At 63.4% G+C, this 15,201-nt stretch carries 11 protein-coding genes and 1 pseudogene; 2 read left to right on the forward strand and 10 right to left on the reverse strand.

Annotated features, from left to right (window positions below; all coding sequences use genetic code 11):
• The 4 genes and pseudogenes from ACT6Q8_RS19645 to uxaC form a co-directional block, all read right to left on the reverse strand.
• Positions 1 to 84 (reverse strand): annotated as a pseudogene (locus tag ACT6Q8_RS19645) (electron transfer flavoprotein subunit beta/FixA family protein); the annotation flags it as partial.
• Positions 85 to 274: 190 nt separating this feature from the next.
• Positions 275 to 1,033, reverse strand: a complete 759-nt coding sequence (gene kduD, locus ACT6Q8_RS19650) for a 2-dehydro-3-deoxy-D-gluconate 5-dehydrogenase KduD (RefSeq protein WP_054169133.1) — start codon at positions 1,031 to 1,033, stop codon at positions 275 to 277.
• 28 nt (positions 1,034 to 1,061) lie between these two features.
• The gene (gene kduI, locus ACT6Q8_RS19655; protein WP_054169132.1) at positions 1,062 to 1,907 is read right to left on the reverse strand and encodes a 5-dehydro-4-deoxy-D-glucuronate isomerase; all 846 of its coding nucleotides are present in this window, start codon (positions 1,905 to 1,907) and stop codon (positions 1,062 to 1,064) included.
• 66 nt (positions 1,908 to 1,973) lie between these two features.
• Positions 1,974 to 3,389, reverse strand: coding sequence for a glucuronate isomerase (uxaC, locus tag ACT6Q8_RS19660; protein WP_054169131.1), 1,416 nt, complete (start codon positions 3,387 to 3,389; stop codon positions 1,974 to 1,976).
• Between the two features lie 246 nt (positions 3,390 to 3,635).
• Between uxaC and ACT6Q8_RS19665 the strand changes: the two genes are divergently transcribed.
• On the forward strand, positions 3,636 to 4,007 hold the full coding sequence (locus ACT6Q8_RS19665; RefSeq protein ID WP_156344723.1) for a hypothetical protein: 372 nt from the start codon (positions 3,636 to 3,638) through the stop codon (positions 4,005 to 4,007).
• 75 nt (positions 4,008 to 4,082) lie between these two features.
• The gene (gene secD / locus ACT6Q8_RS19670; protein ID WP_444733878.1) at positions 4,083 to 6,626 is read left to right on the forward strand and encodes a protein translocase subunit SecD; all 2,544 of its coding nucleotides are present in this window, start codon (positions 4,083 to 4,085) and stop codon (positions 6,624 to 6,626) included.
• A gap of 70 nt (positions 6,627 to 6,696) precedes the next feature.
• Here secD and ACT6Q8_RS19675 read toward each other — a convergent pair whose 3' ends face one another.
• From ACT6Q8_RS19675 to ACT6Q8_RS19700, 6 genes are all read right to left on the reverse strand, one after another.
• Positions 6,697 to 7,275 carry a cytochrome b/b6 domain-containing protein gene (locus ACT6Q8_RS19675; protein WP_444733879.1) on the reverse strand — a complete coding sequence of 193 codons (579 nt, stop codon included), beginning with the start codon at positions 7,273 to 7,275 and terminating at the stop codon, positions 6,697 to 6,699.
• Positions 7,275 to 7,580: a PepSY domain-containing protein gene (locus ACT6Q8_RS19680; protein ID WP_444733880.1), complete on the reverse strand. Its 306-nt coding sequence runs from the start codon at positions 7,578 to 7,580 to the stop codon at positions 7,275 to 7,277. Before ACT6Q8_RS19680 ends, ACT6Q8_RS19675 begins: the two co-directional genes overlap by 1 nt.
• Before the next feature lie 156 nt (positions 7,581 to 7,736).
• The gene (locus tag ACT6Q8_RS19685) at positions 7,737 to 8,768 is read right to left on the reverse strand and encodes an MraY family glycosyltransferase (RefSeq protein WP_156344722.1); all 1,032 of its coding nucleotides are present in this window, start codon (positions 8,766 to 8,768) and stop codon (positions 7,737 to 7,739) included.
• Positions 8,769 to 9,320: 552 nt separating this feature from the next.
• Positions 9,321 to 10,709: an efflux transporter outer membrane subunit gene (locus tag ACT6Q8_RS19690; protein WP_444733881.1), complete on the reverse strand. Its 1,389-nt coding sequence runs from the start codon at positions 10,707 to 10,709 to the stop codon at positions 9,321 to 9,323.
• 5 nt (positions 10,710 to 10,714) lie between these two features.
• Complete coding sequence (locus ACT6Q8_RS19695) at positions 10,715 to 13,840, reverse strand: efflux RND transporter permease subunit (RefSeq protein WP_054169125.1); 3,126 nt, start codon at positions 13,838 to 13,840, stop codon at positions 10,715 to 10,717.
• 21 nt (positions 13,841 to 13,861) lie between these two features.
• Complete coding sequence (locus tag ACT6Q8_RS19700; RefSeq protein ID WP_444733882.1) at positions 13,862 to 15,049, reverse strand: efflux RND transporter periplasmic adaptor subunit; 1,188 nt, start codon at positions 15,047 to 15,049, stop codon at positions 13,862 to 13,864.
• Between the last annotated feature and the right edge of the window lie 152 nt (positions 15,050 to 15,201).

Genomic DNA, 15,201 nt, shown 5'->3' on the forward strand with positions numbered 1-15,201 from the left:
AAGCTCGACACCGCTTCCGTCGGGCTTAACGCGGATCTTGACGTTGTAGTCAACGACACGCTTAACGGCGACTAGGACTTTCATGTCTGGTTCTTCGGCTTTGATGCACAAGGGTGCCGAGGATCGGACAGGACCGATATGATCGTCCATGCCGATTCCAGTCAAATTTCCTGATCGGTTTTGACAAATCCACGCAAAAAAGAAACCCCCGCCCATGGGGTGGGCAGGGGTTTTGTCGAGTTGCGGCGGGAAACCCGCCGCCGGGAGTTAAAACTTACCGGGCCAGCCAGCCGCCATCCACAGGCAGGGTGATGCCATGGACATAATCGGCAGCAGCAGAAGCCAGGAAAACAGCGGCGCCGCCCAGATCCGACGGCGAACCCCAACGCGCGGCCGGGATGCGGGCCAGGATATCGCGGTTGCGGTTCTCGTCGGCGCGCAGCGCCTCGGTATTGTTGGTGGCAAAATAACCAGGGGCAATGGCATTCACATTGATGCCCTTGGCCGCCCATTCATTGGCCAGCAGCTTGGTCACGCCAGCAATCCCGCTCTTCGATGCCGTGTAGGACACGACGCGGATGCCGCCCTGGAAGGACAGCATGCTGGCGATATTGATGATCTTGCCGCCGGACCCTTGCGCGATGAACTTCTTCGCGACCGCCTGGGCCAGGAAGAACGGCGTCTTCAGATTGACGTCCAGGACATCATCCCAGTCGGTTTCCGAGAACTCCAGCGCATCGGCGCGGCGGATGGTGCCAGCATTATTGACCAGGATGTCGATGCGGCCAAAGGCGGCGGCCACCTTTTCGACGATCTCGGCCACCGGCGCACCGGTACCCAGATCGGCGGAAACGAAGGCGAAATTGGCGCCGGCGGCCTCAACGGCAGCCTGCGTATCGGTCGGGGTCGACCGGCCCACGGCCACGATGCTGGCCCCGGCCTGGGCCAGCGCCACCGCGATACCCTGCCCGATGCCGGTATTGGCACCGGTTACCAGCGCCACTTTGCCGGAAAGGTCGAAGGGATTGCTCATGATGGGATACTCCCGTTCCTGACCTGTCTCAGCGCAGCTGGCAGATATCGATCACCTTCATGTCGGTGTAATCGAGATTCTCGCCGCCCATGGCCCAGATGAAGGAGTAGTTGGCGGTGCCGCTGCCCATATGGATGGACCAGGGCGGCGACATCACGGCCTCGCCATCGGCCACCACGATGTGACGGGCCGCTTCCGGCTCGCCCATGAAGTGGAAGACGCGGTTGTCACCGGGGATATCGCAGTACAGATACACTTCCGAGCGGCGGTCATGCAGGTGCGGCGGCATGGTGTTCCACACCGAACCGGGCTTCAGCATGGTCAGGCCCAGCAGCAGCTGCGCCGACTGGCACGTCGCCGGCACGATATACTGATAGATCGTGCGCTCATTGCTGGTCTCCAGGGCGCCACGTTCCAGCGCCACCGCGTCCTTCAGGCCGATCTTCTTGTTGGGGAAGCTGGCATGGGCCGGGGTGGAGACGAGATAGAACTTGGCAGGAGCAGCAGCATCGGCGGAAGCGAAGCTGACATCCTTCGCGCCCATGCCGACATAAAGGCCGTCCTTGTTGCCCAACTCATAGACGGTGCCGTCCACAGTCACCGAACCCGCACCGCCGATATTGACAATGCCCAGCTCGCGCCGTTCCAGGAACGGGTGACCGGCGGCGGATGCCGGCTCGGTCTGGTGCGGCAGCACAACGCTGCCCGCCACCGGCGTGGCACCACCGACGACAAAACGCTCATTATGGCTATAGTTCAGCACCACCTGATCGGCCACGAACAGGCCAGTCATCAGATAACGATTGCGCAGATCGTCATTGCTGGCACCCTGCATCATGACCGGGTGGGTGGCGTGATAGGTCTTAGCGAACATATTGGAACTCCCCGATTTTTACGTATCAGCCTCGAATGCCGATCCTGCTGGCCTCGAATGCGCCGATCACAGTTTATAGGCTTTCTTGGGCAAGTTGTATGACAAATCGACAGCCACCAGGGCTGCGTCATCCTCATCCAGGCGGTGTTCGGCCACCATGCGCGCCAGGAAGGCGCAGTCCACGCGGCGGGCCACATCATGGCGGGCCGGGATGGACAGGAAAGCGCGGGTATCGTCGTTGAAGCCAACGGTATTGTAGAAGCCCGCCGTCTCCGTCACCTGCTCACGGAAGCGCATCATGCCTTCCGGGCTATCATGGAACCACCAGGCGGGGCCCAGCTTCAACGTGGGGTAATGGCCGGCCAACGGCGCCAGTTCGCGCGCATAGGTCGTCTCATCCAGGGTGAACAGGATGATCGACAGGCGCGTGTCATTGCCATACCGGTCCAGCAGCGGCTTCAACGCGCGGATATAATCGGTGCGCGACGGCACATCCGCGCCCTTGTCGCGCCCGAACCGTTCGAACACTTGGCCATTATGGTTGCGGAAGGCGCCGGGATGGATCTGCATCACCAGACCATCCTCGATGCTCAGGCCCGCCATTTCGGTCAGCATCTGGCCCCGGAACGTCTCCGCATCCGCCGCCGTGACATCGCCCTTCAACACCTTCTGGAACAGCTTTTCAGCGTCGGCAGGCGACAGGTTGGCGGTGTTGGCCGTGATATGGCCATGGTCGCTGCTGGTCGTGCCGACCTTCATGAAATCCTGACGGCGCTTGCGATGCGCGTTCAGATAACCCTTCCAGCTATAGACATCCTCGCCCGTCACCTCCGCAAAGGCGCGCATGGCGGTAGGGAATTGTTCATGTTCGGGATCAATCACCGCGTCGGGGCGATAGGCGGAAATGACCCGCCCGCCCTTCCAGCCGCTTTCCAGCACCTTGTGATGATGGTCCAGCGTGTCGGTCGGCCCCTCTGTCGTGGCGATCAGTTCGATATTGAACCGTTCGAACAGGGCGCGGGGGCGGAACGCCTCCGTCTTCAGCGCTTCATCGATGGTGTCATAGTAATGGTCAGCGGTGTCAGCCGACAGAGCGACATCGATACCGAACACCTTGGTGAACACGAAATTCAGCCACAGCCAGCTGGGCGTAGCGCGGAACAGATGGAAGTTCGACGCAAAAATATGCCACGCCGCACGCGGGTCGGCCTTGGACGGGCCGGACCGGTCGCCCACGCCCACATCCCCCATGGCGATGCCCTGGCTGTAGAGCATGCGGTAGACATAATGGTCGGGCGCCAGCAGCAATTCCGTCGGGTTGCCGAAATTGGCATTGCCCGCAAACCAGGACGGATCCGTATGCCCATGCGGGCTGATGATCGGCAAATCCTTCACCAACTGGTACAGCCGCCGCGCGATGGCGCGCGTGCCGGGCTCAGCGGGGAACAGGCGGTCATCATGCAGGGCCAAAGGCTTGGACATCGAAAACACCTTAGGGGCGCGAAAAACCGGGATGGTCGCGCTTTCATTAGGTAACCGGTGTCATGACAGAAGGCAATAGGATTAATTGTCAGGGCGACGGATTTTTCCAGCCCCCCTGTCGCAAACCAGTTTCAGAATTTGGGGCGGCGGGCCGAGCGCGTTCGGGCAGGAAATCCGGCATCCCGCTTGCCAGCGGCGGGGCGGCGGCGTATTGCTCCATGCTTTACGAATTGGATGGTGGCCCCGTTGCATCTTTCCCTCTCCCGATGGCGTTTACTGCTGCTGGCGGCCTTTGTGCTGCTGGCCGGCGCCGTGGGCGGCGGTGATGCGGTGGCGCGTGCCGGGATTGGGCGGATTGCCGGCGAATGCCCGGTTTCAGGGACATGTGACCAGCGCCTGACCACACCGGCGCAGCCGGCCCTGATCCAGGTTGCTTTGCGCATCGATGGCAAGGCCCTGACCGGCGGCGGTGCCGGGCTTGCCGCTCTGCCGGGCGGTAATGGGCTTCCGGCCTTCATCCAAACCGGCATGCCGGCGGAACAGGTTGTGCCCGCCTCCCTGCCCCGCAAGGCAGTCAGCGCGCCCGGCCAGCCGCGTGGGCCGCCAGCGGGCCATTAACGCCTGCGCTTTCACCAATTCCCGTGATCACCAGGGCGCGGCCAATGGGCCGCCGCCGATGATCGGATAAATCCCATGCTTAAATTCTCCCGTCTGCAGACAATCGCCATTCTGGTGGTCTGCTTCCTGGGCAGTGCGCTGGCCATCCCCAGTCTGGTAGGCCCGCACAACATGCCCACTTGGCTGCCCATGCGCCATTTCAACCTGGGCCTTGACCTGCAGGGCGGTTCTTACCTGCTGCTGGAGGTGGATGCCGACGCGGTAAAGCGCGAGCGGCTGGAAAATGCCGTGGATGAGGTGCGTGGCCTGCTGCGCACCGCCAACCTGCGCGTCGCCGGTGTCGGCGTGGAAGGCAGCGGCCTGGTCGTGCGGCTGGCTGATCCCAGCGATGCAGCCAGCGTCACTGACGCCCTGCGCCCCCTGACCCAGGCCTCCCTACCCGGTGAGATAGCCGATTTCACCATCGTGCCGGAGGCCGGTCGCCTGCGCCTTGATTTCGGCCAGCAGGCCCTGACCAACCGCGTCAGCAAGGCCGTGGACCAGTCGCTGGAAATCGTCCGACGCCGTATCGACGAGACAGGTGTGAACGAGCCAATCGTGGCCCGGCAGGGTGTCAGCCGTGTGCTGGTGCAGTTGCCGGGCGTCACCGATCCGGGCCGTATCAAGCGCCTGCTGGGCCAGACCGCCAAGATGACGTTCCATCTGGTGGGGGACGCTACGGTGGCACCGGGTTCGTCGGCACCGCCGGGCTTTGAATGGCTGCAGAACAGCGACCGGGGTGCCGGTGGCGGCCAGGTCCTGGTCCGCAAGCGTGTTGAGGTGGATGGCGCCACCCTGACCGATGCCCAGCCCAGCGCCGACCCGCAATCGGGCCGTTGGGTCGTGTCCTTCAGCTTCGACAGCATCGGCGCCCGCCGCTTCGCCGATATCACCAAGGCCAATGTCGGACGGCCCTTTGCCATCGTGCTGGACGGTCGTGTCATCTCCGCCCCGGTTATCAATGAGCCGATCCTGGGCGGACGCGGTCAGATCAGCGGCAATTTCACGGCCCAGACGGCCACCGAACTGGCCGTTCTGCTGCGCGCCGGTGCCCTTCCCGCCCCGCTGACGGTGGTGGAAGAACGGTCCATCGGGCCTGAGCTGGGGGCGGACAGCATCAAGGCTGGCGTGATTTCCTGTCTGGTCGGCGTTGTCCTGGTCTTTGCCTATATGTGGCTGACCTATGGCTTCTTTGGTCTGATCGCCAATGCCGCCCTGGTCTTCAACCTGTTCCTGACGCTGTCGTGCCTGGCCATGCTGGAAGCGACCCTGACCCTGCCCGGCATTGCGGGTGTGGTGCTGACGCTCGGCATGTCGGTGGACGCCAACATACTGATCAATGAACGTATCCGCGAGGAGCTGCGCAAGGGCAAGACGGCCCTGTCCGCGCTGGAAACGGGCTATATCAAGGCCCGTGGCACCATCATGGACAGCAACCTGACCACCCTGATCAAGATGGTCCTGCTCTATGTGGTCGGCACGGGTTCGGTGAAGGGCTTTGCCGTCACCACCTCGCTGGGCATCATCACGTCGATGTTCACGGCCACGGTCGTGGCCCGCCTGCTGACCGCCATCTGGTACAAGCGCACCCGTTCAAAGGAACTGCCCGTCTTCGGTCCCATCAAGCTGAAGACTGCCGGCATGAAGATCAACTTCATGAATGGCCGCCATGTCGGTCTGGCCGTGTCGGTGATCCTGTCCACCGCATCGGTGGCGATGTTCTTCAAGCCCGGCCTGAATTACGGCATCGACTTTGCCGGCGGCATCGTGATGGAGGTGCGGACGGCGGAGCAGACCGACTTCCCGAAGATGCGCGAGGTGATGGAGCATGTGAATGTCGGCCCGGTGGCCCTGCAGGCCTTTGGTACCGACCGTGACGTGATCCTGCGCATGGAGCGGCAGGAAGGGGCGGAGAGCAACCAGCAGGCCGCCGTCAAGGCCGTGACCGCCGCCCTGGAACAGAACTTCCCCGGTTCGGAGGTGCGCCGCGTCGAAGCGGTGGGCGCGTCCGTGTCGGCGGAGCTGTTCAGCGACGGCATGCTGGCCCTGGGTCTGGCCGCGTTCTTCATGCTGCTGTACATCACCTTCCGCTTCGAATGGCAGTTCGGCGTGGGTGCGGTGGTGACCATGATGCTGGACGTCACCAAGACCATCGGCTTCTACGCGCTGACCGGGTTGCAGTTCAACCTGACGGCGGTGGCGGCGATGCTGACCATCATGGGCTTCTCCATCAATGACAAGGTCGTGGTCTATGACCGCGTGCGCGAAAATCTTCGGCTTTACCGCAAGATGCCGCTGCGCGAGCTGATCGACCGCTCCATCAACGAGACCATGACCCGTACCATCAACACGAACATTGCCGTGTTCCTGTCGATCGTGCCGCTGGCCCTTTATGGCGGCGAGGCTCTGCGTGAATTCGCCTGGGCCCTGCTGTTCGGTATCCTGCTGGCCACCTCCTCCTCCATCTTCATCGCGGCCCCGATCCTGCTCTATCTGGGCGAGAACAGGCTGCGCAAGACCATGGATGCCGAAGACCCGCCCGGCAACGAAGGTGGCGAGGGTGAGGCCGCCAAGGCCTGATCCAGAAAGCCTGAAAAGACAAAAGCCCGGCACCGCAAGGCGCCGGGTTTTTTGTTGGGGCCATGAAGGGCTATTCCGCTCGTTTGCGGCCCGTCAGCATGGATAGCGGCAGGTTCTCCCGATGCAGCAGGCTGCTGACCAGCACACCGGAGATATGCAGGCCCACCAGGACCAAGGTGCCATTGGCCAGCACCTCATGCGCTTCTTCCAGAAAATGGCCATAGGGACGCAAGCCCGGTACGGGATAGCGGGTCAGCAGGCCCAGCGCCGCCGTGCCCAGCAGGGCGAACCACAGTGTCAGGGCCATGGCCCCACCGGCGGGATTATGGCCCAGATGCCGGTCGGCCCGGCGCTGCACCAGGGCACGAATATAGGCCAGAAGCCCGGCGCCCGACGGGGCGAAGTCGCTGAACCGGGCGTGGCTGCTGCCGATCAGGCCCCAGAGCGCGCGCAGGCCCACCAGGGCGATGATGGTGAGGCCTGCCGCCTCATGCACCGCCATCACCTCCTCCGCTGACAGCCAGGCTGTCAGAAAGGCGGCGGCGATGCCCCAATGGATCAGGCGCAGCAGCGGGTCCCAGACCCGGACTTTACCGGGAGAAGGCGGGACAGGCGTCCCCTGCCCCGCCGGGAGTGTCATGTCAGCCATCAGTCGCGCTCCACCTTCAGGATCTCACCCGTGCGGGCATCGACATAAAGCTCCTGGCGCTGGCCATCGGGACCGGTGGCCTTCACCTCCACCAGCTTGTCGCTTTTCCGCTCAACCGAGCGGGCATCGCGGTAGCCCTGGGCCGACAGCTTGTCCAGCAAAGCCGGCATGGACAGCGTATCCGCTGCCATGGACGGCCCAGACATAGGCGCGGCACCGGTCCCGGCCCCTTGCGCATAGGCATAGGCACCGGCGGCCAGCGAACCGGCCAGAAGCAGACCGGCCAGGAGACGGGGGTAAGGCATGATGGGTTCCTTCCTGTTGGATCGATGATGGAACCGATCCTGACAGGGTCGCGCTGAACCCAAGCTGAATGCGCCGAAAAAAGAAAAGCGGCCGGGAATATCCCCGGCCGCTTGTCAGTAAAACCGCTTCGGGAGGAGCCCGGCGGATGGAAATCTTCAGCGCGCCTCGCCACCGACAACAGCAGCAGGTGCCGGAACGGCAGCCGTGCGGGCGATGGCAAAGCGGTACATCAGCAGCGTCAGCGCGACGGTCACGGCGAACCCGGAAACCCCGCCGACCAGGACGCCTGCCGCATTCGGCAGGGCCACCATGGACCAGTAGGCCAGGGCCGTGCGGGTGGGCGAAACTAGCCACCGCAGCAGGTAATGATGCAGATGCTCCCGGTCCGGGGAGAAGGGGGCACGGCCAGCGCGCAGGCGGCTGACGATCAGGCGCAGGCAATCGACCACCGGCAGCAGGAACAGGCCCATAAGCTGCATGTTGGTCAGGCTGCTGTCGGCGTGGCCCGTGATGGCCAGACCCAGCAGGCCCATGACGGCGGAGATGCCGTAGGCACCGCTGTCACCTAAGAAGATGCGACCACGCATGTTAAAGGCCAGGAACACCGCCCCGCCCGCCACGATCAGCAGGGCCAGCATGGATAGGGTGCCGGTGCCGGCCAGCGCGAAGAACAGCGCCCAGATCATGGCCATGCCCGAGGCAACGCCATTTGCACCATCGCTCATGTTGAACGCGTACTGGAAGCCAACAAGGCTGACGATGGTCAGCATCGCGCCCATGAAGGGCGGGACATCGACGCTGACGCCACCGCCAAAATTCAGGGAGGTCAGGGCCAGATGCGGCGCCAGGATGATGGCGAAGGAGAACATCACCAGCGAAACCGACAGGCGCACGACAGGAGGCAGATGCTGACGGTCGTCCACCATACCCATGACGAACAGCACGACCATCACGGGCACGATCACCCAATGCAGGCCGACACCGTCATTATAGGAAATGCCACCACCGATCAGCGTCGCCGGCAGCAGGATTGCCAGACCACCCACCAGCGGCACCGCACCACGATGCAGCTTCCGCAGGCTGTCAGGCTTGTCCATGATGCCCAAGGCATTGCCGATGGGCTTGGCCGCGAAGCAGATGAGGGCAGACAGGGCGATCTGCAGGATAAGGGCCAGAGGATATTCCAATTTTGCCACCCTTCAGGCGCGGGTTTGAGAGTTTGACTGTCAACAACACCGGAGCCCCCGCCATAGGTCCGTCGAAATCGACGGAAAGCGGAACTTCGGTATCGAAACAGGCACTCCTTATTGAGGTTATCCCGCGGTCCGCCCCTTCGTACCGCAGTGCCGAAGCCGTGGCAGGTTTACCATAGGCTCCGATCTATCGGAAAGACATTACCGTAGGGAAGGTCTGCGTTGGAAGCGCAGACCAACAAAAACAACTTACTGACATGGAGATTATCATATCTGATACCGGAAAAGCACAGTCTTTAGACGAGGGACCCTATGCCTTTGCGCAGGGGGCAGGTGCCGAAAATGGCAGATAGCAAGGACTTCTGGGGTAGTCCGGGGAGGTGGACCTATGACCTTGCCGTGGGGTATCGCCACCGACTCGACAGCCAAGGGGCAGGCCGGAATAGACAAGGGGCGAGCCCGTCTGCACAGGCCCGCCCCCTTGATGAAAGATTTGTTGCACTGCCGAAATACCGTCCCTCACACGACCGTAGTCGTTGAGGAAGTTCAGGCCGGCGCGCGGTCCGACAATCCACCGCCCAGCGCCTTATACAGCGTCACCAGATTGGACAGCCGCTGCTGACGCAGGATGATCAGGCTGCTTTCCGCCGCATAGAGGCTGCGCTGCGCATCCAGAACCTGCAGGTAGCTGTCGACGCCCCGGTCATAGCGGGCCTTGGACAGGGTGTAGGTCTCCCGCGTGGCCGTCACCAGGGCCGTCTGGGCGACCACCTGATCATCCAGGGTGGCACGGGCGGCCAGGGCGTCCGCGACCTCACGGAAGCCCGTGCGCACAGCGCCCTGATAGGTGGCGATGGCGATATCCCGCTCCGCCTTGGCGACATCCAGGTTGGACTGGGTACGGCCAAAATCGAAGATGGGCAGGCTGGCATCCGCCCCGACATTCCAGACCTTGCTGCCGCTTTCGAACAGGCCGGACAGCGAGGTGCTGGCGGTTCCCAGCGCACTGGTCAGGCCGATGCGCGGGAAGAAGGCGGCACGGGCCGCACCGATATTGGCGTTGGCGGCCCGCAGATTATGCTCGGCCTGCGCAATGTCGGGCCGGCGGGTCAGCAGGTCGGACGGCAGGCCCTCCGGCAGGGCCGGAACCAGCAAGGCCCCTTCCTCCCCCAGGACCTTGTCGCCCGCCACGGCCACGGGGCTGCCGACCAACAGGGTCAGGGCGTTTTCGTCCAATGACACCTGGCGGCGGAAGGCGGCAAGATTGGCCCGCGCCGTCTCCAGTGTGGTTTCGGCCTGTCGAAGCTCCAACAGCGAGCGGGCGCCCCGGTCAAAGGCCAGTTTGACCAGATCATAGCTTTCCTTCTGGGCATTGAAGGTCCGCTCCGTCAGAGCCAGTTGGTCCCGGTCGGCCAACAAGGTCAGATAGGCATTCGCCACTTCTGCCACCAGGGCCAGACGCGCCGTCTCCCGCGCGGCGGCGGTCGCGAAATAGCTTTCCAGGGCCGCGTCAGACAGGTTGCGCACGCGGCCAAAGAAATCCAGCTCGAACGCCGTGATGCCGGCATTGACCTGATACTGGTTGCCCGTCTGGGTCACCGGTTCGTTCACGCGGGCACGGGTTGCCGATGCGCCCGCCGTCACAATGGGCAGTTGATCCGCCCGCTGTACCCGGTAGAGCGCGCGGGCACGTTCGACATTGGCGCTGGCAACCGCCAGATCATGGTTCTGGGCCAGAGCCTGATCGATCAGGCCGCGCAACTCTTCGTCCAGGAAGAAGTCGCGCCAGCCCAGATCGGCCACTGGTGCCGCCTGCGCTGCCGCCTGGGGATATGAGGCGGCGACACCAGTGGCGGGGGCCTGATAGTCAGGGGCCATGCTGCACCCGGCCAGCAGCAGGGGCAGCAGGGTCAGGGGAATAAGACGCTTGTTCATGTTGATCACTCCTGCCCCGCCTTCGGCTTCTTGTGGCTGCCAAAGCGCAAAACCAGCTTTTCGACGCCGACAAAGAAGATCGGCACGAAGAAGATGGCCAGCACCGTGGCCGACAGCATGCCACCGACGACACCGATACCGATTGCGTTCTGGCTGCCCGATCCGGCACCGGATGCCAAAGCCAGGGGCGAAACACCCAGAATGAACGCCAGCGAGGTCATGATGATGGGGCGCAGGCGCTGACGGGCGGCCTCCAGGGTCGCATCCACCAGATCCATGCCCTTCTCATAATATTCCTTCGCGAACTCCACGATCAGGATGGCGTTCTTAGCCGACAGGCCGATGGTTGTGAGCAGACCCACCTGGAAATAGATGTCATTGGCCATGCCGGTCAACGTGGCCGCGACCACGGCCCCCAGCACGCCCAGCGGCACCACCAGCATCACCGCTAACGGGATGGACCAGCTTTCATACAGGGCCGCCAGGCAGAGGAACACGACCAGCAGCGATATGGCGTACAGAGCGGGTGCCTGCGCACCGGACAGCCGTTCCTCATATGACAGGCCCGTCCAGGCAAAGCCAATGCCCGGCGGCAACTTCGCCACCAGTTCTTCCATAGCCGCCATCGCCTGACCGGAGCTATAGCCCGGTGCCGGCTGACCCTGGATGTTCATGGACGAGGTGCCCATGAACCGCTCCAGCTTCGGCGGACCATAGGTCCAGCTGGCCCTGGCGAAGGCGGAGAAGGGAACCATCTCCCCCCGGTCGTTACGGACATGCAGCTTCTGAATATCCTCCGGCAGCATGCGGAACGGCGCATCGGCCTGCAGGAACACGCGCTTCACACGGCCACGGTCGATGAAGTCATCAACATAGGTGGAACCCCAGAAGGCCGTCAGCGTGCTGTTGATATCCGCGACCTGCAGGCCCAGCGCCGCCGCCTTGGCCTTGTCCACGTCGATGCTCAGCTGTGCGGTATCCTCCAGACCATTGGGGCGCACACCCGCCAAGGCCGGATGCTGTGCCGCCATGCCCAGCAACTGGTTACGGGCCGCCAGCAGCGCCTCATGCCCTGCCCCCGCCTCGTCCAGAAGCTGGAAATCAAAGCCGGTGGCATTGCCCAGTTCCAGAACGGCGGGCGGCGTGAAGGCGAAGGCCATCGCGTCCTTCAGGCCCATGAAGGCACCCATGGCACGCATGGCGATGGCCTGGGCCGTGTTGTCTGCCCCCTTGCGTTGCGACCAGTCCTTCAACTGGATGAAGACCATGGCGGAGTTCTGGCCGCTGCCTGCGAAGCTGAAGCCACCGATGGAGAAGACGCCCCGGATATTGTCCTTCTCCTGGGTCAGCAGGTAATCCTCAACCTGTTTCACCGTCTCCATGGTGCGTTCCTGGGTCGAACCCGGCGGCGCCATCACCATGGCAAAAATGATGCCCTGGTCTTCTTCCGGCAGGAAGGCGGTGGGCAGTCGCACGAACAGCACACCCAGGATCGCCACCAGACCCGCGAATACCAGCAGGAAGCGCTTGCTCCGCCGCACCACGCCGCCGGTGGCGGAAACGTATGACTGGTTGGCGCGGTTGAAGCCACGGTTGAACCAGCCGAAAAGGCCGCCGCGTTCATGATGATCCTGCGGCTTCAGGATGGTGGCGCAGAGCGCCGGGGTCAGCACCAGCGCCACCAGCACCGACAGGGCCATGGCCGACACGATGGTGATGGAGAACTGGCGATAGATCACGCCCGTGGATCCGGGGAAGAACGCCATGGGAATGAAAACGGCAGAGAGAACCAGACCGATGCCGACGAGGGCACCCGTGATCTGCTCCATGGATTTTCGTGTGGCCTCGCGCGGGGATAACCCCTCCTCCGCCATCACGCGCTCCACATTTTCCACCACCACGATGGCATCATCCACCAACAGGCCGATGGCCAGCACGACGCCGAACAGGGTCAGCGTATTGATGGTGAAGCCGAACGCCGCCAGGACCCCGAAGGTGCCCAGAAGCACGACCGGAACCGCGATGGTCGGAATGATGGTTGCACGGAAGCTCTGCAAGAACAGGTACATGACCAGGAAGACCAGAACCACGGCTTCGGCCAGGGTCTTAACCACTTCCTGGATCGACAGCTTCACAAACGGCGTCGTCTCGTACGGATATTCGACATCCACACCCGCCGGGAAGCTGGGGCGCAGCGCCTCGATCGCCTGCTTCACGGATGCCGCCGTTTCCAGCGCATTGGCACCCGTGGCCAGATTGACGGCCAGACCGACCGCATTCATGCGGTTGTAGCGGGAAACGAAGTCATAGCTTTCGCCACCCAACTCCACCCGCGCCACGTCCCGCACATGGACGGCAGCGCCATCACGGCTGGACTTGATCAGGATGGCGCCGAACTGTTCGGGGGTTTGCAGGCGGCTCTGCGCCGTCACGGTCGCATTCAGCTGCTGCCCCTTGACCGACGGAGTGCCACCGACCTGTCCCGCAGAGACCTGGGCATTCTGGGCTTTGATCGCCGCTGATACCTCGTCCACGGTGATGCCAAGGCCCGCCATCTTGACGGGGTCCAGCCAGATGCGCATGGCATAGCCGCCACCGAAAACCTGCACCGACCCTACACCATTCACACGGCTGATCGGGTCCTGAACGCGCGAGGCGACGAAGTCACCCAGATCATTGCCGTCCAGACGACCGTCCTTGGACACGAAACCGGCAACCAGAAGGAAGCTGGCTGATGCCTTGGACACGACAACGCCGCGCTGCTGCACTTCCGACGGCAGCGAGGACAAAGCCGGCGTCACCTTGTTCTGCACCTGCACCTGGGCAATGTCGGCATCCGTACCGGCATTGAAGGTCAGGGTGATGGTGACGCTGCCCGACGCATCGCTGGTCGAGGAAAGGTAGCGCAGATTATCGATGCCCTTCAGGTTCTGCTCGATGACCTGCGTGACGGTCTTTTCCAGCGTTTCAGCCGACGCACCCGGATAGGAGGCGCTGACCGCGATGGAAGGCGGTGCGATGGCCGGATATTGCTCAATCGGCAGACGCATGATGGACAGCGCGCCGGCCAGCATGATCACGATGGCGATCACCCAGGCAAAGACCGGGCGATCAATGAAGAACTTCGCCATTTCGGTTCTCTCCGGGAATGATCAGCGGGCCGGGGCAGGTGCTGCACCCGCCGCGGCAGGAGCCGGATTGTAAGGTACGGGCTTGACCGGTGCGCCGGGGGCGGCCTTCAGCACGCCCTGGACGATCACGCGTTCCTTGGGCGCCAGCCCCTTGGTCACCACCCACTGGTCACCGACGGCCTTGGCCGCCGTGACAGGGCGGATTTCCACCTTGTCTTCCTTGCCCACCACCATGGCGGTGGCAACACCACCGGGACCGATGATCACGGCCTGCTGCGGCACCAGCATGGCATCGGCCCGCGTGCCCTGATCCACCACGGCACGCACAAACATGCCGGGCAGGAGTTCCAGGCGCGGGTTCGGGAAGGTGGCGCGCAGGCCGATGGTGCCCGTCCCCTCATCCACGGTGATGTCGGAGAAGTCGAGCGCCCCATCCTCGGCATAAGGCGTGCCATCGGGCAGGATCAGCTTGACCTTCAGCTTGCCGCCTTCCGGGATCGTCGCTTCCCCCGCCGCGACCTGGCGGCGCAGTGCCGCTACCGCGTCGGCAGACTGGGTCAGGTCGATATAGATCGGGTCGAGCTGCGTGACGCTGGTCAGCATTTCGGCCTGACCCGCCGTAACCAGGGCACCCGGCGTGACGCGCGAGCGGCCCACGCGGCCCGCGATGGGCGAGGTCAGGCCGGCATAATCCAGATTGATGCGGGCCGTTTCAACGGCGGCCTTGGCGGCGGCGACCGCCGCCTCCCGCGCGCCCAGTTCGGCCATGGCGTCATCATATTCCTGCTGGCTGACGCCCTTTACGGCCACCAGTTCCTTGTAGCGGCCTGCACGTGCCTTGACAGAGGTTAACTGCGCCTCCGCACTTTTCAGATCGGCCTGTGCCTGCGCCAGGGCGGCGCGGTAGGTGGCGGGGTCGATCTGGTAGAGCGGCTGCCCGGCCTTAACGTCACTGCCTTCGGTGAACAACCGGTCCTTGATGATGCCCGACACCTGCGGACGAATTTCCGCCACGCGATAGGGTGTCACGCGACCGGTCAGTTCCGACGTCAACGTATAAGGCGCGGGGTTGACGGCAACCACGGCCACCTCCGGCGGCGGCATTGCGCCCATGCCCATCCCGGCACCACCACCACCATCCTGACCGCAGGCGGTGAGCGTCAATGCCAGAAGAAACAGGGAACCGGAAAGCCGGGTGGTCATGCGCATGACGTGAGTTCCTTGAACTTTATTGTTGCCGGTTCAGCCGGTCATGAAATTACATCCGGTCGCGGATGTATCATGAATGGCCGCCGTTGGGTACGACGAAGCAGGCCAGTGCGCTTAGCACTTTCGTGATAAACTTCACGGCCTTGCAAAGA

Origin of the sequence: Niveispirillum sp. (genome assembly GCF_052437035.1) — a bacterium.
In the GTDB taxonomy this organism is placed as follows: domain Bacteria; phylum Pseudomonadota; class Alphaproteobacteria; order Azospirillales; family Azospirillaceae; genus Niveispirillum.